The organism is Dubosiella muris, assembly GCF_004793885.1.
GTDB classification, from domain to species: Bacteria; Bacillota_I; Bacilli_A; order Erysipelotrichales; family Erysipelotrichaceae; genus Dubosiella; species Dubosiella muris.
In genome coordinates, this window is record NZ_SRYG01000010.1 from 64771 (window position 1) to 87348 (window position 22578).

The 22578-nt window shown below is 34.2% G+C and carries 20 protein-coding genes; 15 read left to right on the top strand and 5 right to left on the bottom strand.

All coding sequences use genetic code 11. From position 1 onward, the window contains the following. The first annotated feature begins 179 nt into the window (after positions 1-179). The 4 genes from E5336_RS06120 (at position 180) to E5336_RS06135 (ending at position 5842) form a co-directional block, all read left to right on the top strand. The gene (locus tag E5336_RS06120; RefSeq protein WP_135980207.1) at positions 180-1214 is read left to right on the top strand and encodes an ATP-binding protein; all 1035 of its coding nucleotides are present in this window, start codon (positions 180-182) and stop codon (positions 1212-1214) included. Beyond that, positions 1214-3457, top strand: coding sequence for a S8 family peptidase (locus E5336_RS06125; protein WP_135980208.1), 2244 nt, complete (start codon positions 1214-1216; stop codon positions 3455-3457). Before E5336_RS06120 ends, E5336_RS06125 begins: the two co-directional genes overlap by 1 nt. 87 nt (positions 3458-3544) lie before the next feature. Further along, positions 3545-5251, top strand: coding sequence for a hypothetical protein (locus E5336_RS06130; RefSeq protein WP_135980209.1), 1707 nt, complete (start codon positions 3545-3547; stop codon positions 5249-5251). Between the two features lie 378 nt (positions 5252-5629). Then, positions 5630-5842 (top strand): hypothetical protein, encoded by a 213-nt coding sequence (locus E5336_RS06135; RefSeq protein WP_135980211.1) that lies wholly within the window; start codon positions 5630-5632, stop codon positions 5840-5842. A gap of 292 nt (positions 5843-6134) precedes the next feature. Here E5336_RS06135 and E5336_RS06140 read toward each other — a convergent pair whose 3' ends face one another. Continuing rightward, positions 6135-6962 (bottom strand): hypothetical protein, encoded by an 828-nt coding sequence (locus tag E5336_RS06140; protein ID WP_135980212.1) that lies wholly within the window; start codon positions 6960-6962, stop codon positions 6135-6137. Positions 6963-7258: 296 nt separating this feature from the next. On the opposite strand from E5336_RS06140, the gene E5336_RS06145 reads away from it, so the two are divergent. The 11 genes from E5336_RS06145 (at position 7259) to E5336_RS06195 (ending at position 17935) form a co-directional block, all read left to right on the top strand. Then, positions 7259-7660, top strand: coding sequence for an IS3 family transposase (locus E5336_RS06145; protein ID WP_135980214.1), 402 nt, complete (start codon positions 7259-7261; stop codon positions 7658-7660). 670 nt (positions 7661-8330) lie between these two features. Continuing rightward, complete coding sequence (gene pssD, locus E5336_RS06150) at positions 8331-8798, top strand: PssD/Cps14F family polysaccharide biosynthesis glycosyltransferase (protein WP_135980215.1); 468 nt, start codon at positions 8331-8333, stop codon at positions 8796-8798. Positions 8799-8810: 12 nt separating this feature from the next. After that, positions 8811-9317, top strand: a complete 507-nt coding sequence (locus tag E5336_RS06155) for a glycosyltransferase (RefSeq protein WP_135980216.1) — start codon at positions 8811-8813, stop codon at positions 9315-9317. Then, positions 9314-10438, top strand: a complete 1125-nt coding sequence (locus E5336_RS06160) for a polysaccharide pyruvyl transferase family protein (protein WP_135980217.1) — start codon at positions 9314-9316, stop codon at positions 10436-10438. Before E5336_RS06155 ends, E5336_RS06160 begins: the two co-directional genes overlap by 4 nt. Before the next feature lies 1 nt (position 10439). Then, on the top strand, positions 10440-11591 hold the full coding sequence (locus E5336_RS06165; RefSeq protein WP_135980219.1) for a Coenzyme F420 hydrogenase/dehydrogenase, beta subunit C-terminal domain: 1152 nt from the start codon (positions 10440-10442) through the stop codon (positions 11589-11591). A 101-nt stretch (positions 11592-11692) separates the two neighbouring features. Continuing rightward, positions 11693-12820 (top strand): glycosyltransferase family 1 protein, encoded by a 1128-nt coding sequence (locus E5336_RS06170; RefSeq protein ID WP_135980221.1) that lies wholly within the window; start codon positions 11693-11695, stop codon positions 12818-12820. After that, complete coding sequence (locus E5336_RS06175) at positions 12817-13782, top strand: glycosyltransferase (RefSeq protein WP_135980223.1); 966 nt, start codon at positions 12817-12819, stop codon at positions 13780-13782. Before E5336_RS06170 ends, E5336_RS06175 begins: the two co-directional genes overlap by 4 nt. 31 nt (positions 13783-13813) lie before the next feature. After that, positions 13814-15082: a hypothetical protein gene (locus E5336_RS06180; RefSeq protein WP_135980225.1), complete on the top strand. Its 1269-nt coding sequence runs from the start codon at positions 13814-13816 to the stop codon at positions 15080-15082. Next, complete coding sequence (locus E5336_RS06185; protein WP_277820804.1) at positions 15051-15887, top strand: glycosyltransferase family 32 protein; 837 nt, start codon at positions 15051-15053, stop codon at positions 15885-15887. The genes E5336_RS06180 and E5336_RS06185 overlap by 32 nt, the downstream gene beginning before the upstream one ends. Before the next feature lie 26 nt (positions 15888-15913). Next, complete coding sequence (locus E5336_RS06190) at positions 15914-17368, top strand: flippase (RefSeq protein ID WP_135980227.1); 1455 nt, start codon at positions 15914-15916, stop codon at positions 17366-17368. A 21-nt stretch (positions 17369-17389) separates the two neighbouring features. After that, positions 17390-17935, top strand: coding sequence for a serine acetyltransferase (locus E5336_RS06195; RefSeq protein WP_135980228.1), 546 nt, complete (start codon positions 17390-17392; stop codon positions 17933-17935). 584 nt (positions 17936-18519) lie between these two features. Here E5336_RS06195 and E5336_RS06200 read toward each other — a convergent pair. The 4 genes from E5336_RS06200 to E5336_RS06215 all read right to left on the bottom strand — a co-directional run bounded on the left by E5336_RS06200 (position 18520) and on the right by E5336_RS06215 (position 22520). Continuing rightward, positions 18520-19257, bottom strand: coding sequence for an ATP-binding protein (locus tag E5336_RS06200; RefSeq protein ID WP_135980230.1), 738 nt, complete (start codon positions 19255-19257; stop codon positions 18520-18522). After that, a complete protein-coding gene (gene istA / locus E5336_RS06205; protein WP_135980232.1) occupies positions 19254-20828 on the bottom strand; it encodes an IS21 family transposase in 1575 nt (524 codons plus the stop codon). Before istA ends, E5336_RS06200 begins: the two co-directional genes overlap by 4 nt. Before the next feature lie 825 nt (positions 20829-21653). Continuing rightward, positions 21654-21947, bottom strand: coding sequence for a hypothetical protein (locus E5336_RS06210; protein WP_135980234.1), 294 nt, complete (start codon positions 21945-21947; stop codon positions 21654-21656). Positions 21948-22340: 393 nt separating this feature from the next. Then, positions 22341-22520 carry a hypothetical protein gene (locus E5336_RS06215; RefSeq protein WP_135980235.1) on the bottom strand — a complete coding sequence of 60 codons (180 nt, stop codon included), beginning with the start codon at positions 22518-22520 and terminating at the stop codon, positions 22341-22343. Positions 22521-22578 lie beyond the last annotated feature (58 nt).

Below are 22578 nucleotides of genomic sequence, written 5' to 3' on the forward strand. Positions count from 1 at the left end.
GGTACACTTTTTTTGTTTCTTTTATTGAAACTCAAATGGAGAGAAGGGGTTCGTGATATGTACGAATAATTAACGATATTGGATGAGTTAAGATATTCTATATAGATAAATTTTGTCTCAAAAATTGATTTTTTGTCCCGATTAGATGTATTATATGATAAAGAGAAGAGAGTGAGACAATGAAAAAGAAATCGGTGCTGAATTTAATAAAATATCATTTTGAAAAAAATGAAAAAGCTTTTAAATCTGAAGCTTATTCTATTGCGAAGGAATTTAGTCAATCAGGGGATCAGGAATTAGCTCAGTATATTATGATGTTTCTCTCAAGTTCGCAAACTTGGATACCGATGGAGGCCAACCATACGTATGAATTTTTAGATCAAGTTGGGGGGAATGGAGAGCCATTGCTGCTGCCAGAACCGATTATGAACGAAATTATGGGTATTGCGAATGCAGCAAATCGAAATATGGGTGTCAATAAATTCTTATTCGTAGGAAAACCTGGAACAGGAAAAACGGAAGCAGGTAAACAGTTAGGCAGGATATTGAATCGTGCTGTATACAATGTGAATGTTGAAGCTTTGATCGATAGCAAATTAGGACAAACATCAAAAAATATATCTAAGCTTTTTAAAGAGATCGATCAATTAGTTAAAATTGAACCTTCTATTATTTTAATTGATGAAATCGATTCTTTGGTTTCGAATCGACTTGATCAGCAAGATGTTCGGGAAATGAGCCGGGTTACATCCACAATCTTAAAACAGTTTGATCTGCTTGATTATCGTGCCACAATCATCGGAACAACGAATTTACTGAAACAGTTGGACAAAGCGTTATTAAGAAGATTTGATAAAGTTGTATCATTTGACCGATATTCCAAACAGGATCGAATCGAGCTTGCTGAAAAATTATTAAATCGTTATTTAGCACAAGCGCAAATTACAACAAAGAATTTGCGCTTATTCAAAAAAATATTGAATTTGAATCTTCCCGAAACGCCTGCAGAATTAAAAAATATCATTCGTACTGCAATCGCCTTTAGTGACCCTCAGGATGAGTCGGATTACCTCGTTCGTCTATATAGTTTGGTTACTGAACATTCGATTCCGGATGCTCAAATTCTGAAAGAACAAGGTTTTACTATTCGAGAATCGGAGGCATTGCTTCAAAAATCAAGAAGTGCGATCGATCGTGAATTAAGGAGAGAATAATGAATAATATTTTTGAATTACGAGGAGAGCTGAATTCAAGTAAACCTAAAAATAATAAACCTGTACCACAATTAAAGGGACTTAAATTAGAAACGGATACGATTCAGCAATTTAGGATCCAGCTTGAAAAAATCAGACAATTTTGGGAATCTGAAAAATATCTAGATGGCGCTTTGGTAAGCATTCATTATAAACGAGTAATTCCAAAATCAAGTCGTGTAAATCGTATTCTGGGTACAAGATCGAAGCGAAGTTCTAAATTTATTTGTGGAGCAAAATATAAAGGGTTTGATGAAAACAGTATTGGTAAGACTCATATCATTACTTATTATATTTCGATCGAACAATTAACAGATACGATTCAACTTTTAAAATTTTTGGAAAATATAACAGATACTCAATTTGATGGAATGGCTACGGAAAAAAAAATCAATGAGCTAAAATCTTTTTTTAAACGGGATAGTTACAGCTATTCAGAGTTGGTTCAAGGCTTTGTCGATTTAAAAGAAATTGAGTCTTTTTCTATAGAAAAAGAAGTGCTGAATGAAAACGGAAATCATATGCTTACGTTTTATAAAACTTCGATTAATCTGGATCGTTTATTTGAGAAGCTCAATATCGATCTGTTGAATATCGAAAAGATCGATGAGCAAACTTATGTGTTTTCAAAACGCGACATGGATGTGATCTTAAAAGAAGTTCCGTATCTTGTTTCTATGGGCTTAAAAGATCTGAATGAAGTGAGTCCGATCCAGTTCCAGCTTTCCAAGCCAATTTATGAGTTGAAAGAAATACCGGATCCGGATGATGAGCCGGTGATCGGAGTCATCGACATGCATTTTAAAAAGGGCTCCACTTATTTTGATAAATGGGTCGATTATAAGCGAGTGACTTCCAACGAGATCGAACTCAATGCTGCAGATTACGAACATGGAACACGAGTGAGTTCCATCATTGTAGATGGACCATCTCTGAATCCTCATTTAGATGATCATTGTGGTCGTTTTCGTGTTCGCCATTTTGGGATAGGAGCAAGTGGAAAATTAAACAATTCAACCGCTCTAAAACAAATTCGCGATATTGTAGAAAATAATCTGGACATAAAGGTTTGGAATATTTCATTAGGATCAGAATTGGAAGTATCCCGAAATTATATGTCTGTTCAGGGCGCTTTACTAGACGAACTGCAATTCAAATATGATGTTTTGTTTATTGTTGCTGGAACCAATAAACCGGCAAAGATTGTCAATAAGTCCTATCGAATTGGTAGTCCGGCAGATTCTCTAAATTCGATCGTTGTCAATTCGGTATCTTTAAAGAAGGAGGTGCCGCCATATGCTCGTAAAGGTCCTGTGCTGTCTTTTTTTATAAAACCAGATCTTTCCTATTATGGAGGAACGATAGAAGAGCCTATAAATGTTGTGAGTGCTTCCGGAGAAATCACGCATGCTATGGGTACGAGTTACGCCGCTCCTTGGATCGCACGAAAAGCTTCCTATCTGATTGAAAAAATGGGGATTCCCCGCGAAGTGGCAAAAGCTTTGCTGATTGATAGCGCAGCAGACTGGGACACCCAACAACAATTTGAAGTCGGCTATGGAATTGTTCCAGTTTCTATATATGATGTTCTTCAATCGAAAGAGAATGAAATTCGATTTGTAATGAGTGGAAAAATGAAAAATACGGAAATATATACTCATCGTCTTCCAGTGAATGCAATTGACGGAAAGCATCCATTTAAAGCAAAAGTAACAATGACATATTTTCCAAAATGTGATCGCTACAATGGTGTTGATTATTCCTGTACAGAACTTGATATTCATTTCGGAAGAGTATATGAGGATAAAAAAGGAAATTTTCAAATCAAAGCCATTAATGCCAATCATCAAGGAGAAGACGGGATTCATGTATGTTATGAAGAAACTGCCCGTAAAACATTTCGAAAATGGGACAATGTGAAACATCTTGAAGAGAAAGTAAATGAAAAATCAAAAGATGTGAAAGCGATGACAGAGAATGGCTTCTGGGGAATTAAGATCAATGAAAGAGAAAGACTGGATGAAAAATACGGAGAAGATATTGATTTTGGAATCGTAATCACTTTGAAAGAAATTCATGGCAAAAACCGGTATACAGATTTTATCAATCGTTGTATTGCGCATGGATGGATCGTGAATGAAATCAATATCGAACATAGAACAACGATTTACAATGTTGCGGAAGAAGAAATCGAATGGGATTGATGTTGTTTATGTTAGATGGTTTTTTAATCTGATAAATAAGATATAATCTATAAATTAAATAATCACACGAAAGGGGATGAATGGAAAATGGAACTGGTAGCAGAGTATTTGGCCAATTTAGGTTTAGATGCAGTGAAACAGCATGCGGATTCAAAAATAGACGAACACAAATTGAAATGCGCACTTAAAGAATATATTGAAAGAGAGAAAAAGTATAATTCTGTGTGTACAATGGCGGAAGAATGCGATTTTCAAGGCCTCATAGAATATATTTCTCAGGAATTACTGGATGATGTTACTCAAAGAGTTTTTTCAATAAAAAAGAATGAACGAAGAGAAGCTCATGAAAAAATTATATCAAAAGCCATAGCAAAATCTAAAGCCTCTACTGAGAAATCAAGGGGACGTGTGCGTAGTATAATCGCGACTTGTTTAGAAATTATTCGAAATTTTTTTAAAGATAAAATTTCATTTCCAGAGTATTATCTTGCGTCTGAAATGATTGATGAAATTAATGAAAATACAATTATCGCAGTAAATTCCGCATCTTTAGCTCTACAAGGTGCTATCAAAGAATCTAATTTATATTCAGTAGAGAAAATGTCACAAATGGTGGCAGATGAACAAACTCCACAAGTCGAAAAACAATTAACAAAATTATTCGCAGGAATGTCTGTGGAGCATCGGCTTTATCCATATTATGGTTATACATATAATGGTAAAAATCTTAAAAGTATTCCTCTTTCTGTTGATGCAGAAAGAAAATATCCGGCTAAGTTGAATTGTAAGGCAACGATACGTGTAGGTGACCGTTATTTTGACGATACAACAATGGATCCTTTTGTTTTCGCTTATAGAAACCAATTAAAATTAGTATTATCTGTAAGTGAGGCGGTGAAGTTATTAGGAGATGAACCCGATCCAATTCAGAACGAAGCTACACAACTTATAGGAAAAGATATTGTAATAAATCCCCCAGAATTTCCGAAAGCATTCCCATGCGCAATTAAAGTCGGTGAAAAAACATATTTTGATTATATTTTACTTCGCACTGAAAAAATTTTAGATGATGGAACCTATATTATAAATAATAGAGAGCAAGTAGATTCCGCACCAATCATTTATTTCGAGGTAAAAATGAATCCTAAAAATCCAAAAAAAGTAGATTTTAAAATTAATCAAACTAAAGCTAATAACCGTGAATTATTAAATTATGCACGATTTATGGATGAATTGATTCGTGCCAAAGATTTGCATATATATATGTTAGATGCAAAAAAAGATTTTATTGCAGGAATCGTTGATAATGTAAATTATGAATCCGGTTTCCCTTCTATTCCTGAAGAAATTGATTTTCTACAAAGAGTATGTGCAATTGAAAATTATTTTAAAGTAGAAATGAATACACACAGAGACATTAGTTTGGAAGAATACAATAATATTGTGAAAATATCCGATTTAATTCTTAATGATGAAGTGGAATCCACATGGGAAGAAGCAAGTTTTTCAGGAGTGGTGGGAGAAGCCATGCGAAAACAATTTGAAAATATAGATTCTTCAATTGCTATGTTGTCTTACATTGGAGAATGCAATGTAAAGCTGCTTGATGCAGAGTTTAAATTTAAATATATGCATATATTGAAATGTGCTGTAATACAAAATTTAGACAAAATTAAAAGCCGTGTATCCATCTTAGACGATGGAGATCCTATTAGAATAAAATTTGTCCCAGGTGAGGATAATAGAGTAATTGATACTTTACATATTCCCAAAGAACTAGAGGATGAAACTTGAGAAAAGAATCTTTTACAATGTTGTACACCTCCTTGTTTTGAGAGGGATGGATGATTCCTTATTGATAGACCATAAAAGGGGCGTAATAGATAATTAAAAAATATCCGGCTTTCAAAATAAAAACGACCGAGTTGAATATCGAAAGATAGTTAGCTCGGCCTTTTTGGTATAATTTATTGTGTACAAATAACGTACTTCAGCCGTCTTTTCAATTCCCTTCGTCCTTCGTTTATGAAGATTTTTAGTTGCAAATAGTCTCATATATTCGTTTTGAAAATAAAGTATAATTTCTGCTGTGCCTAGTCGGATGAACAGTTTTATAATAAACTTAGAGAAGCCGTATCGTATTTTAAAAAGGAACCGGAAGGAGTGAATGCCATGTGTGAGATCATGAGAGAATTTGAAAGAAAGTCTAAGAACGAAGGACGTGCGGAAGGACGAGCTCAGGAACGTCAGAAGGCAAAGAAGCGCACCGAAGCGATCATGCGCAATTTGCGCGAAGAAGGTATGTCCTACGAGCGAATCGCGCGAATCACGAATCAATCTTTATCAAAAGTAAAATCGTTTTTTAAAACGAAACAACCTGCGTAGCAACCGGGCATCATGGCGCATGTCATGATGCTCTTTTTTCATCTATGGGGAATAAAGCAATGAAACAATAATTTCTAGTATTTTACTAGACTTTGAACGAATAAAAAAACACCGGACGCATCCAGTGCTTTTAGGCATCGTATAAACACAAAGTGTGTTTAAAGTCCCGCCGCAATCCAAATTGATTATACTATGGTTTCATTCTCATTGCCTATGAATTTCCTCATCCGAACGAATATTCTGACAAGGTTTTCGATAACGCCGGCTCATGATGAATCGGTGTCGTATCCATTTACTCTTCTCCGTTTTCCGGAGGCAGAGTGACTTTGCCGCCAAAAGGGTTTAGGTGAGTATAGCTCCACTTTAGAAGATCATAGCATGGATACCAAATTGGAATCTTACATTCGTCCACGTAGCCTACCGGCCGAAACGCTTCTTCCTCGTTGAGGGAAGAGTAAACAAAAGAAGTACCGCTATCTCTATCCGTTCCCGTATAGATGGACAGTTCTTCTCCCTGGGCAACCGGAAGACAGCCTCCTTCGATCATTTGCAAAATAAATCCATCCACCCAACCAAGAATAAAACTCAATTTACCTTCTACTTCTGCAAGGGCAGGTTTTTCAAAAGGATCAAACGCGTTGCCAATCGAATGGTTCCAGCAAGCGCGGCCAACCCGCAAGTTTGCCTTCGCGTTATTCAATTCCATTAAAAAGGAATCCAGTGCATCCACAAGGTGTTTTGCCTGCTCTTCATTGAAAGGCCTCCAATTATCATTGATAGCATTGATGTACTCATTCGCCAATTTCACAGTTTCCTCGTCTTTTAGCGCCACAATACACCCGGATTCTTCATCCCATACTTTTTCAATCATGACCACGTCCCGCAAGTTTTTGAGGATTTTAAAATTTTCTTCTTTCTTTCCTCTCCCTAAATTTACCGCATACATCATGATGTTTTTCATCGTCTTAAACGGAATGCGATGACATATTTCTTCGCCAGGTTGGCAATTAAAACTGTCAATCACATCTTGTTTAAAAATCCGGCTGCCATTGCCCGCAAAGATTTCATTTAAATTTTCCGGATTCATCACAAAATTTCCATATACGCTCTCTATCCACATAAATTATCCCTCCTTTACGCATTTATTCTGTGTTATGAACCGATTATACCATAAATAATGGATTAACCCAAGAAATGATACAGAAAAATTATATATAATAAAGAAACAAACTATATTAAATCCAGAATAAAGATGAAAAAATATACAAAGTTTGAATGTGCATTTTACCAAGTGAAAGATAGAAAGAAATACAAAAGGTTATAGAAATTGAATTGCAATGGGACAGGTCAAAGAGAGTTCAACTTACCAAACCAATGCCATAGAACTATACTGTCTATGAAAGGAAGCACAGATCAATGCCAAACAGGAAAAATCAATCTACAGTCAAATCCAATTTTTCACAAGCTAAAAAAGAATATATCCGGGTACAAAAAGAATTGCACAATGCGCACGAGACGTTAAGCCAACAGCATCAGGGAAAATTAACCCAACTCCTCTATGAACTTGTGGCGCAGGAACACAATGCCGGAAAACGCTTTTCCATATCCAAAGTGCTCCGTCTTTTAAACGTCTCTCCCTCCGGATATTACGATTACTTAAACAGAGAACCAAGCCAACAAGCGCTCCATAAAGAGGAAATGAAAAAACAAATCCAGCAAATTTATGAGGAGAGTGACCACACGTATGGAGCGCCAAGAATCACGAAAATTCTCAACCAACAAGGAATCGTGATTTCACCACGCACGGTAGGCGTATAAATGCGAGAGATGGGTATACGATCCCATAGAGGGAAAAAGGATATTAGCTAACGAAACCAAGAAAGAATAAAAACAAAATGTGCCACCAAAATCCAAGGGCTGGCACGTTTTAAGTATACTCAAAAACAAGAATGCAACTTCAATTTAAAAAAACGATCCGCTCCAATTTTATCAATCTATATAGATTATATTATAAATAGAATTCAAGGAATGTGGTTACTGAATACAAAATACTTATTAATATATCAGTAATACACATTTTTTTGAAATGATGTGCCTGAAAAAATCACGTTTCTCCCACAATCTTGCAATTTTATGTTGAGGTTTTTGTAAGGTATGATATTATTTACAAGTAAATTTTCTCAATCTGTATATATTATATCATAAATATTGAATTCTTAATGAGCCGTTAAGTCAAAGAAGGAGGGGTTTTGTGAGGGGATATACAATCGCCGTAGCAGGAACAGGATATGTCGGTCTATTATATATAGAAACCCTTATATCGAAATGTAAAAGGAATCAATATACAAAAAGATTGGCTAATGAATCAAATTAATTCGATACAGATTAAATGATGGGGATATGGTAAATGATTTTAAATAGAATAACTCTTTTCGGCTTTGTTACGAATAGATTCTCTTAAAATCTAAATGGAGGTTATTTTGTGCATATGGGAAATAAGGAAAATCTTAAAATTTGTTTAGTAGGTTCCTCGGGAGGACATTTAACTCATCTATATATGTTAGAGCCATTCTGGAAAGATAAAAATCGTTTTTGGGTAACTTTTGATAAGGAGGATGCGAAAAGCTTATTAAAAAGCGAAAAGGTATATCCTTGCTATTACCCAACAAATAGAAGTTTAAAGGCTTTGATTAAGAATACTATTATTGCTTGGAAAGTATTAAGGAAAGAAAAACCCGATCTTATTATTTCTTCTGGGGCTGCAGTAGCTGTACCTTTCTTCTATATTGGAAAACTAATGAAAGCAAAGCTTATTTATATTGAAGTTTTTGATCGTATAGATAAGCCTACTTTGACAGGAAAATTAGTTTATCCAATTGTAGATAAATTTATTGTTCAATGGGAAGAACAGAAAAAAGTTTATCCTAAAGCGATTAATCTAGGAAGTATCTTTTAGAGGGGGAAAAAGATGATATTTGTAACAGTAGGAACGCATGAACAGCCATTTAATAGGCTGATAAAAAAAATAGATGAATTAAAAAAGAATGGGATTATCACTGAGGAAGTAATAATTCAAACAGGATTCAGCACCTATGAACCTGTATACTGCCGATGGGAAAAGTTAATTTCTTATGAACAGATGAAAAAAAATGTTGAGGATGCACGTATTGTGATTACTCATGGAGGCCCTGCGAGTTTTATCATGCCTTTACAAATCGGGAAGACTCCTATTGTAGTACCCCGTCAATGTCAATATAATGAGCATGTAAATGACCATCAAATGGAATTTGCAAGAAATGTGGCAAATAGAATGGGTACAATTATTCCAGTGGAAGATATAAATGACCTCGAAAATATAATAAAAAAATATGGTGAAATCGTAGATAAAATGGATCATGGAATATATAGTAATAATGAAAAATTTTGTAAAGAATTAAAAGAAATTGTTGAGGAAATATTTGAGGAAGATAGATGAAAAAAGTAGGAATTATGTCAATGCAAAGGATTGCAAACTATGGATCTTTTTTGCAGGCATATGCATTGAAACAGTTAATTGAGAAAATAGGATGTAATGTTGAGTTTGTTGATTATCATGTTGGAACTTCACTAATTACAGACAATAAGGAAGATAGAAATAAATTTTTCCGAAAAATCAAAAAGTGTTTAGAAGTTTTTCAGTATAAAGCTTCATTTACACATAAAATAGCGTTTATTCGTTATAAAAAGTCGTTTTTAAAAAAGTATATGCCTTTTTTGGGTATAACAGATGAAATGAACTTTAATCCAACTCTTGATTGTCTTGTTATTGGAAGCGATGAGGTTTTTAATTGTATTCAGAAAAATTCAAATGTGGGATATTCATTAGATTTGTTTGGAAAGAATAATAATGCAGATAAACTCATTTCATATGCAGCTTCTTTTGGTAATACAACATTAGAAAAGCTAAAGGAATATAATAAGAGCGAAGAAATTGGGATGTTATTGCAGAAATTTGATGCAATTTCTGTGCGCGATACAAATTCAAGAACCATTGTGGAACAACTGACTGAAAAAAAAGTCACGTATAATTTAGATCCGGTCTTAATTTATGATTATATGAATTGCTGTGATAAAATTCCAAAATTTAAGACTGATGAGAAATATTTGATTTTATACGCATATGCAGGACGGATTTCAGACAATGAATCAGATTGGATTTCCGCTTATGCTAAAGAAAAGAATCTAAAAGTCTATGCAATAGGTGGTATTCAGAAATGTGCAGATTGTTTTATAGACTGTTCTCCTTTTGAAATCTTTTCTTATTTTCAAAATGCAGAAGAAATTATTACAGATACGTTTCATGGAAGTATTTTTTCGATAATTACACATCGTCCTTTTGTTACTATAATTCGTAAAAGTGTGGGAAGTAGTTATGGTAACGAAGAAAAGCTTAAAGATTTATTAGAACGGTTAGGATTAGAAAATCGAATGGTAGAGAAAATTGAAAATACAGAAAAAATAAACAACAAGATGATTGATTATCCAAAAGTTGACAATCTTTTAAAAGGATATAGAAAAGCGGCGAAGGAATATCTAAAGGATAATTTAGGGGGATAAAATGGAAAATATATCGAAAATAAAAGAAAGATGTGTGGGATGTAAGAGTTGTGAGCAATGTTGCCCGAAACAATGCATTTCTATGGTGATAAATAAAGAGGGGTTTTGGTATCCATATGTTGATGAAAAGCAATGTATAGAATGTAAACTTTGTTTGAAAAAGTGTCCGGTAGAAAACACAAATCAGCATAGAAGTCAACCTAAACAAGTTTGGGCTTGGAAAAATAAAAATAGCACAGATATCATGCGATCTGCATCGGGTGGTGCAGCAGATAGTGCAGCAAAGTTGATTATACAAAGAGGGGGCATTGTATTTGGTGCTGCTTATGATGAAGAGTTGATAGTAAATCATATTGAAGTAACAGAAGATAAGGATAGATATAAACTTCAATCTTCTAAATACGTTCAATCAGACCCAAAGGAGAGTTATTCGAAAGTTAAACAACATCTCTCTCAAGGAAAAATAGTACTTTATACTGGGACTCCATGCCAAATAGGCGGTTTGTATGCTTTTTTAGGCGGAGATCATGAAAATTTATATACAGTCGATTTGATTTGTCACGGGGTGCCTTCTCCAAAATTTTTTAAAAAATATTTACAGTACTTGAGAGATCAGTTAGGGGAAAGAGTTATCTACTATAATTTTCGATCCAAAGAGAAACGGGGATGGGGAACACAATATTTGTTAAAGACCAAGACCAAGACCAAGACCAAGACCCTTTCACTCGATCGATATGGAAAACATTTCATGGATGGAGATTGTTATCGAGAATGTTGCTATCAATGTAATTATGCTAATACAAACCGTGTAGCTGATTTAACTGTAGGCGATTTTTGGGGAATTGCAAGGAGCCATCCCAATTTTAATTCTCCGCAGGGGATATCAAGTGTATTCATTAATACCGATAAAGGTGAAAAACTTTTTGATATGATGAAATCTCTTGCGGAAGTAGAAAAAGCAACTTTAGAAGAAGGGTTAATTAAGCAACATAATTTGGTTTGTCCAAGTAATAGGCCATTAGAAAGAAATACATTTTATAATGGGATTGATGAACCATTCTTTTTAAATCATATAAAAATTGGATTACAGTTCAAAGTGCGATTGAAGTCTATATTACCAAATCAATTAATCCAAAAGATAAAATCCATTTGAAATTAGATGGGTAAAAAAACGGAAGAAATCGCGATCCAAAACGGATTATTAGAAAACACGGAAGTGAACGCTAGGAAAGTTCTGCTATGGGAGAATAAAATATGGGAAATCAGGTAAGAGTGTTACATATAATTCAAAGAATGGAAGCAGGGGGGACTCAGGCTTTATTAATGAATATATATCGGAAAATTGATAGAACTAAATTACAATTTGATTTTCTAGTGGTTTATAAAGAAAATCAGTTTTATGATAATGAAATCAAGGAAATGGGTGGAAAAGTATATAAACTCTCTTTTCGAGAAGATTTGAATTTACTAAAGTTTCAGAAGGATCTGGCAAATTTTTTTGAGCAACATCATGAATATCAAATAGTTCACTGCCATGCGTATACAATTGGATATTTTTGCTTAAAAGCAGCAATGAAAGCAGGTATTCCCACTAGGATTGCGCATTCTCATAGTAATGGGGTATTGCATGATATAAAATACTTTCCAAGGTTATTTATGCAACGAAAATTTACTAAATATGCAACAGATCTTTTCGCATGTTCTGAAGAAGCTGGGAAATATTTGTTCAAATCCCAGCCTTTTCAGATTTTAAAAAATGCAATCGATTCTAAGCAATTTATTGCAAATGCTGATATTAGAAAAGAAATTAGAGCGGAACTTGGAATAAGCGAGAGTTTTGTTCTTGGTCATGTAGGTAGACTAAAACCTGAAAAAAATCATGATTTTCTTCTTGATGTTTTTTCAGAAATCAAGAAGAGGAAAAAGGAGGCAGAATTGATTCTTATAGGAACAGGACCCTTAGAAGAAAAAATAAGAAATAAAATTTCTGAAATGAATCTTGGTAATTGTGTACATTTATTAGGAAACAGAAAAGATATGTCTAGAGTTTATCAGGCAATGGATATATTCGTTTTTCCGTCATTGTATGAGGGATTAGGCATTGTTGCAATTGAAGCACAAGCAGCTGGTATTCCAATAATATGTTCAGACAAAATACCAAGTGAAGTTAACATAACTCCATTATATAAAAAAATGAGTTTAGATGATAGTATAGAAAATTGGTCAAAAGAAATTATAAAGAATTCTAAGAATGAGCTTCGTCATAAAGACACATATCAATTAATTATAAAAGCAGGATATGAAATTGAAAAAGTAGCAAATAATCTAGAAAAATTTTATTTAGATAGTGCAAATAATAAAGAAAAGGAAGTGGTAAAATGATGTTTTCTATTATTGTTCCAATATACAATGTTGAAAAATATTTAGATAAATGCATTGAAAGTGTTATAAATCAGAATTATGAAGACTATGAAATTATTCTAATTGATGATTGCTCAACTGATAATTCATTTCAGATTGCTTTAAAATATGCAAATAAAAAAAAGATGAAATTAATAAAGAAAGAAAAAAATTCTGGATTATCGGATACAAGAAATCTTGGAATAAAAAAGGCAACAGGAGAGTACATAATTTTTTTGGATTCAGATGATTATATAGAAAATGAATCTTTAAAAAAAATAGAAAATATTATAAAAGAAAATGGATTTCCGGATATTGCTTATTTTGGATATTATGAAGAATATGAAGCTAATGATGAACAAAAAAAAAAATATGGATATAAAATGCCGCCCAATGAATTATATTCTTCCTATCAATTCATGATTGGAGAATTAGGAAAAAGAAATCTTTACGCGGCGGTTTGCTTCGGGATATATAGAAGAGAATTATTGATAAGTAATGACTTATTTTTTTATAGTGGATTATTACATGAAGATGAATTATGGACACCAGAGGTGATATTGAGTTCAAAATCTATTTACCTATCAGATTATATTTTTTATCATTATCTAAGACATAATTCATCTATTACAAAGCAACAAAATAGAATTAAAAACGGAATGGATATTATGAGAATCTGTATCGAATTAAAAAAGAAAGTTGAAAATGTTTCTGAAGTAAAATTAAGAAGATATTTAAATAATCATATAGCAATGTTATATATGAAAGGAATCAGTGATAGTGAGCTATATAAATCTGAATATAAGAAAAATATAAAGAGAGTATTTCCTCTGCAAAATGCATTTTTTATTCCAGATATATTAAAAGCGTTAATATTTGCAATAGATATAAATTTATACAATTTTTTAAATAAAAAATACATAGATATAAAGAAAAGGAGATAATGGTATTATATAAAATAATATCAAAAAAAATATGAATATAAAGATAAGGCGAGTAAATCAAGGCGCATTTTGCATTTATTTAATACTTTTTATAGTTTTGGTTTCAGGAATATTAAAAAGTTTTACAGATTTTTTTTCAATTATTCCATATTCAATAGATTTCATAAATGTGTTTTTATTTTTTTTATTAATAAAATCTAAAGTACTTTTGATTTTAAAAAAGAAAAAATCTTTAATGGAAATAAGGTGGATATTTGTTTTTTTTGTATCTGCAGTTATTTCGACTTTACCGAGAATAAATTCTATTTTTCTATTTTTAATAGCTTTACGTAATAATTTTTCATATTATATCTTTTTTATATCTTGTATATGCTTTTTAAAAAAAGAAAAATTAGTTTTTTTAGATATTGCATATTGGATAAATTTCTCTGTTATAATTATTCAGTTTTTCGGATTTGGAATAAAACAGGATTGGTTAGGGGGAATTTTTGGTTCTATAGGGGGAGAAGTAAATGGAGCACTAAATGTGTTTTTGGTAATTTATACAATCAAAATAATAGTAATGTATCTTAATAAGCAAAATACTTTAAACAATGTGATTATAACAAGTTTAGTATCATTATTCATTGCATCGTTAGCCGAATTGAAGTTTTTTTATCTTGAATATGTGATAATAATTGCTATAAGTAGTTTAGTAACCTCTTTTTCATGGAGAAAAATATTGATTATAGTAGGAGGCTTAATTGGATTGATTGTTGGGGCAAAATTATTATTTATCATATATCCTGGATTAGATCGTAGATTTTTTTCTTTCGAATTTTTATATGCTTATTCCACTTCTGATCAAGGATATACCAGTGCGGGAGATATCAACAGACTTAATTTTATTAAACAATGCAATGATATATTAAAAAGTGGAATATATATAATGTTTGGGTTAGGGTTAGGAAATTGTGAGATTTTCAACCCATTGGGCTTGATATCGAATTTTTATAAAACCTATGGTTTTTTACATTATACTTGGTTTTCCTCTTCTTTTATATATTTAGAATTGGGAATAGTTGGAACAATATTATATTTTGGCTTTTTTATATGGACTTTTTTTCAAATACGAAGAAGAGAGAAATATAGCAATGATTTAAGCAATTGTCAAATGGCTGAAATATTAGCTTTAATGGCTATTTTGTTTTCGATATATGATTCATCTATGAGGAGTAGTGTTTCATATTTGGTTTATTATATTTTAGCTCTTCCGTTTGCTTCATTAAATGAAAATTTTCATATTAAAAGAAAGGATTAAAAATAAAATGATACCTAAAATAATACATTATTGTTGGTTTGGAGAAAATCCTCTTCCACAAGAAGCTATTTCGTGCTTAAAAAGTTGGAAGGAGAAATGCCCAAATTATAAAATAGTAAAATGGGATGAGACAAATTTTAATATATCTCAATGCAAATATATCGAAGAAGCATATAGGCAGAAAAAATGGGCATTTGTAAGTGATTATGCACGTTTTTATATATTATATAAATATGGTGGAGTATATTTAGATACGGATGTAGAACTTATAAAGAGTTTAGATGAAATTTTAGATAAAGGTCCTTTTCTGGGGTGTGAAGAAGGTGAACCATTAAAAGTTGCACCAGGATTAGGAATGGGAGTAGAAGCAGGTAACTCCTTATATAAGGAAGTGTTAGATTATTATGATAAGCAATCGTTTATTAAAGAGAATGGAAAGGAAAACTTAGAAACTATAGTTGATAAAACCACCAAAATTTTGAAAAGAAAGGGATTTGAAGGATCTGGAAAGATAGAGAATATTAGCGGAATCTCTATATATCCTCCTGAATTTTTTTGCCCTAAAAATTATTACACCGGAGAATTAAATATTACGGAAAATACAGTCAGCATTCACCATTATTCAGCTTCTTGGTATGAAAAAGAAGAACAAATTATTTTAAAAATAAAGCAAAAATGTAAAAATATATTTGGAAATAAAGCTGGACAGATTATTAGTCTACCCGCCCATTATATATTACGTTTTAAATTAAGGATAAGAAAAAATGGTGGGATAATCAAAGCTATTAAATCTTATATTTCGTGAAAATCCATTTTAATTTAGGAGAATATATGAAAAAATCATTGGCACAAAATTCTTTTTATAATATGATATATCAAACATTAAGTTTTATTTTTCCTCTAATAACTTCAATATATGTATCACGAATTATTTTTGAAGATGGAATAGGAAAAGTCGCTTATGCACAAAATATAACGTCTTATTTTACTACTTTTGCTAGCTTGGGGATTCCTATTTATGGAATTCGAGAAATTTCAAAAGTTAGAAATAAAAAAGAAGAAAAAAATAAGATTTTTTCAGAACTTATAATCATTAATTCTATATCAACATTATTTTCAATTGTGCTATATTTTATATTTTTGATTTTATTTATAAATAAAAAAGATGACTTTTTTCTTTATTTGGCAACAGGTCTAGTTCTTTTTTTTAATTTTTTTAATATTGATTGGTTTTATCAAGGAGAAGAAGAATATGGATATATCACAATAAGAAGTTTTATCATTAAAATAGTATTGCTATTATTTTTGTTTTTATTTGTGCATGCAAAAAGAGATTATATTTTATATGCTCTTATAACAAGCTTGGGAGTGGTTTTTAATTATACTTTTAATGCTTTTCATTCAAAAAAAATGGTAAAAATAGTTTTTTTTAAGCTAAAAATAAAAAAGCATATAAAGCCAATTATATTTTTGGCTATAACAATTTTTTTAGGAACTATTTATAGTAAACTTGATATAACTATGCTTGGATTAATGTCAACTGAATCGAATATTGGCTATTATTCCAATGCAAATAAAATCATCTTGATGCTTTTGACTGGATGTCAAGCCGTCTCGGCTTCTTTTTTACCACGACTTAGCTATTTATTTCATAAAAATAAGTCTGCTTTTGATAATTTAATAAATACAGGCCTTGAAATTATATTATTTATTGTTGTGCCAGCAACCACTGGTCTATTAATATTAGCCAAAAAAATAGTAATCGTTTTATATGGAGAAGCTTTTTTACCTGCAAGCGTTTGTTTGCAAATTTTTGCTCCGTTACTGATTATACGGCCAGTGGGAGATTTATTATGCTATCAATTACTTATTAGCATGAATATGGAAAAGAAAAGGATACCAGCTTATGTGATTGCCACAATAGCTAATTTTTTGATGAATTTTTTTCTTATTCCTTATATGAAGGAAGATGGGGCAGCATTAGCTTCACTTATAAGTGAATTATTAGTAAATGGAATCCAGTTAAGAATTGTTACTAAGCTTATAAAAATATCAATAAGAAAAAAATATGTATTTAAGGTGTTTTTTTCGAGCGTTTTGATGGGACTAATTGTTAGTTTAGCAACTATATTTAGTGGTGATTCTGCAATATCAATCTTATTTACGACATTACTAGGAATTCTGATATATATATTAATTAATATTATATTAAAAAATGAGATAATTCAGATTGGATTATCTAGGGTTAATTCTTTTTTGCAAGAATATAAAGTTAATAAAGAGTAAGAATTTAGAAGGTAAAAAATTATGGATAATGGACATAGATACAGAGAATTGATTAAAAGTGATTTATTCAGATATTATGGAAAATGCGATTTGATAACTTTTATCCGGGGTTATCTAAGAAATAGAACATTTCGATTTTTATGTGCATTTAGACTTTGTAATTCAAAAGGAATCATGAAGGTGATTGGTGAAATTTTATGGAAACTAAGTATGACAAAAAAAGTAATTCAATTGCCGAAAAGCACAAAAATAGGAAAAGGACTTTACATTGGCTATGGAGGACCTATTGTTATAAATTCTTCTGCTGTTATTGGCGATAACTGTAATTTATCTCAATTCACAACTATCGGAAGTAATGAAGGACACGCCGCCATGATTGGAGACAATACATATATTGGACCAAACGTATGTATTGTTGAAAATGTACGTGTAGGGTCTAATGTGACTATTGGAGCAGGTAGTGTTGTTACTAAAGATATTCCCGATAATGCTACAGCAGTTGGGAATTACGCTAAAGTGATAAATTATAGAAATCCTGGGAGATATATTAAAAATAAATGGGAATAAAATTTCCATACTCGAGGGGGGATCCCAAACGGAGTATAACTTTAGAAAAAAAATCTATTGTTTCATCAATGTCATTTAGTTAAGTGGTGGAAATTTTAGATGGCAAGCGGGAAATCTAACCACGTTTAGAAATGTGAGATACTCTTCCCACAGATGAACGCCCAATTTTTTTCAATTTCTCCCTTTTACTGTAAGCGGGAATGAATATTACGTAGGGATAAGCCCACCCAATACGCTGAAATAAGTCCAGTCAATACGGTGACGAAGTCCACCGAATCCATTAGACTAGTCCACCGATTTCAAATCAATGATATAACCTCCAGTTGTAAGATGTTTATGGATGAATATTTTCATATCTCTTCCAATCTTGCAGCTAGGAGGTGTTTTTATGCGAGATGTTAAAAAAGTTTTGGAAATGCGTTCCCAAAACTTTAGTCAGCGCCAGATTGCAGATGTTGGGATGAACGGTGCGCCTTGACGGAGTTCGCAGTGCGCTCTGTCGGTCTTAGCGGTGCACCGGCGCCGAAGGCGATTGCACATGGTTAAAAGGTCAGAATTTTTGTGTTCCGACCTTTTCACTGCTTTTACTTTCTTCTTAAGCTTTCACCTTGAAAATCAAGTCGATAAGCTGTGGACATGATGCGGTCCAATGTGGCGTCCGCATAGGTGTGGCTACTGAATAGTTCAAACCATTCCGAGACCGGATATTGGGAGACGATGATCGTCGATGCTCTCCCTTCTCGGAGATCAATGAGCTGGAAGAGATTGCGGCACATGTCGAAATCAAAATTCATCAGGCCGGAATCGTCGAGTATCAATACGTCGAAATTTCTCAGTTCTTCCATTTTTTCCATCAACTCTCTCGTGTTGATGCATGCGTGGAGTTTTTGGAGTAGATGTTCGGTCGAGTCATAATAGACCGTATACATTTTCTGCATGGCTGACATGCCCAGCGCGCAAGCGCACCAGCTTTTTCCCGCACCAGTCAAACCGGTAATGATTAGATTTCTTTTTTCCCGTATCCATGAACATTCGGCAAGTTTATAGATGGTAGCCGCATCCAGTTTTCTGGACGGTTCTTCTATCGTTGAGTCGATCGAAGCTTGCGGGTATCGAATATTTGATTTTTTCACCAGGCGGTTCAGCTTCTTCGTATGACGCAGTTCCATCTCTGCCCGGATGAGCCGGATGATTCGTTCGTCCCCGCACATAAGGTCTGTATTTGGGTCGGAAAATTGCCGTTCCAATTCTTCGGCCATTCCCGAAAGGCGCATTTGTTTTAAAGAATGAAAAAGGATATCATATTCGTCGCGGCGCATCATTTGTAGTACTCCTTTCCTCGGATATTTTGATGGGGCTTTTCAGGGGATAGGTTTTTATTTGACGGATGCTCTATCTGCTTTTGGGATACTGTCAGCTGATATTTAAAACGGGAGAATGTGAGCTTTCCTTCTTTGATACATTTGGCAGCTGCCTGTTCCGCAATCCCGTTGGGGATGTGGTCGCATTGATGGAGGATCCCGTTAAGCGTGTTATACGCCTGCTGTTCATGTTCATATTGATAGAGCACACCTTGAATGAACCGATGCATGTGCGGTCCGATCTTCTTTGCCCATCTTAAGTAATATTTGGAATCGCGTGATTCCGTTTCTTTCCAATATTGATGCTCTGGAGGCATGTGATCCGGATTGGTGACATATTTCTGAAAGGGGTCGTAAGTTCGTTTGTGCGTGCAGATCAGTCGATTATTTTGATCACAAATGAACACGTCATAAGGCGTCGACTTGACGGTGACGACCGTTGTTCGCTTTGGACGATAGAAAGTATAGGGAACGGAATAGTAATGTCCATCGCTCAATCTGATATGATAATTAGCAGGAACAGTGCACGATTCATATTCGCACACAGCGAATGGATCTTTAGGGAGCGGGCGCATATGGGGAAGATCCACGCTTTCAAAGATCGTTTGTCGCTGTTCCGTTTTCTTTTTCGAAGTATCTTCGTTTAGAAGTCGGACGATTGTCATGATCTCGCGATTCAATTCGTCAAAGTTATTGAAAATTTTATACTTGAGGCGTCCGAAAATATGTGTCTCTGCCCACTTCACGCCATTTTCCACGCTCGGCTTTCCTTTGGGCTTTCGAGCAGGAGGTGGAACCACGATGACTTTATAAAACGATTCAAGATCTTTGAATAAGGAACTCAAGACAAGTTCGTCCTTATTGTGACGCTCAACGGCAGTCTTCATATTGTCCGGAACAAGGATGCGAGGAAGAGCGCGATAAAACTTGAAAGCTTCTGTTACTCCCTCTGCGACAGCGGCGGTGCGTTCATTTTCAAACGCGCGTACAAACAAAAGCGAACTGACTCCAAGGGTCGTAACGAAAAGATGGGCGTCTTTCAAATTCCCTGTTGCCGGATCGCGTACGAGAGGTACTGTGGTACCCGCCCAGTCGATATACATCTTTTCGCCAGGTCTGCGTTGGACGACCATGCGAACGGCTGTTTTTCCATGGTTGGATTCGATCCATTCACTGACATATTTGACGAATTGCGTGCGTTGGTAGCCGTTTGGATGCTCGTCTTTGTACTGAAGCCAATGGAAAACGATATTGGTCGGAACGGTCGGATCATTGAGCTCTTTCCAGATTTTTTCAAAATCAGGAAGTGGAATGGATTCATCTCGACGCTTTTTAGAGGGATAGAAAAAATCAAGAAGGTCCTCGGGCGAAAAAGCCTCCAGTCCGGCAAAAGAGAACCCCGAATCTCGCATCATCCTTTTGGTTCGAGTGATCGCCTGATTGCCGATACCGGTACGGTCGTGAATTTGTCGGTAAGTCGCCTGATGATCAAGCATCCGACTTACAGTGATCAAAGTGTTGTAGTCCATCATCAATAAAAACTCCTTTCCAACTACAGTTACACCATAGATGGAAAGGAGATTGGAATAAATCTTTTTTTGGAAAAACAGAAGAGAAAAGAAAAGCCTTGATCATGCACCGTTTATCCCGGAACACGTGCACCGTTCACTCCGTCATTTGCATCCTTCGGCTGATTGGCAGTTTCCAGCGGTTCTACTCTTTTTCCAACCGATAGTACGGAACCCCTTTGCCGTACCCCTCGTTGGCGATGTAGGCAATCGTCTGCGCACCGGCACACGATTTGGTGGTTGAGAAGGCGTTATTCTATTTCCTCCTTACATAAAAGTAATCAGATTCATAAAAAATTCAATCGATTCGCTTTAAAAAAAAAAAGAAATAGGATACAATGGAAGTGTTTAAATGAAAAGAGGGATATAGAATGCTTGCTGTACTTCAACGCAAATCCGATATTTTAGCACCAGATTTATCTAACTACGGAAAAGCTAGGCCACTAACTTATCCAATACGTGTAAATACGCCTAGTGTAGATCAGATGTATAAGAAGGAAAGTTCGTTTATGTCTATGACGATTAAAGAAATAGACGAGGAGCAGATTAGATTGTACAAGATGTATAAAAAAATAATAGATAAATATTTTTAGCTTTTTTAATTTGGTATCGTCCTTTGAATGATGAGGATTTTCCAACTGAGAATATGACATGCCTTTGAAAAAAGCTCGTTGTCGGTATATGCACTGACAAATGGCAGAAAATCAATACGCCTGACACTTTCGTTTATAAAGAAAGTTTCCACGTCTCTTGTGCAAGGAGGGTCGGGATAGCTTTCCGTATATTTTCTCACCGATTTTTGTCATTCATTCTCTGTACCATGGGCATGTCTTTTTCGTGCAGGAGAGAATCGAAGTCGTTGGTCCGGCTTAGATAACGGCGACGTTCGTGTGCTTTCACCTTCCGGGACTTGTTCTCCGGTTTATTATGAACAACGGCTCTATGTTTCCTATCTTTTGGATTGCTTCTGCTTTTTTCCTTAATCTTTTCGTACAGCTTTTCAATCTGTTCTGTCAAGATCTTGAGAAGATCTTGAACTTGCATGTTGGACGTGCTGTCTTGTGCGTAGTAACCATCTTTCATGCCTTGATTATACCATACTCTTGAGTGCATTTCTATCACACGATTCCACCCGATTTTCGAGTAGGTTTAATGGCGTTTTTCTGCACGATGCTCAAGCCATCCAAAAGCCAGCGCAGCTGCTGTTCACCCAAAGCGATGACCTCGTCGGGTGTCTTGGGCTATTGAAAACGGCCATCCTCCAACCGGTTGGTGATGAGTAGGAAGCCATATTTTTCTCAAAGTAGTTCTTTGATTGTCGAAGACTTCCGATCGCAAAACAGGAACAAACTGCTTCGATGAGGGTCCGGTCGTATGGACGATTCGACCAGACGACTGGACCGTCGATCCCTTTGTGAAGGTTGGTATAATCGGACTGGATATAGATGTGATCAATGAGGTCGAAATCAAGGGCTCTCATAAAGAAGAGAGGACCAGACGAAGCAGATCGGGATTGGCGTGATTTTGGATGTACACTTTTCCTTTCTGCGTCTGGATGACGATAGCCGATTTTTCGGAACTCGAAGTTTTCCGGGAAAGATGGACTTCCATAAAAGAAGAAGTCTGGGTTTTCGTCATTGTATTCAATTCATTCATAATAAATCTCCATACTCCGAGGTGTACCACACGGAATGTAACTTTAGACAAAAATCTA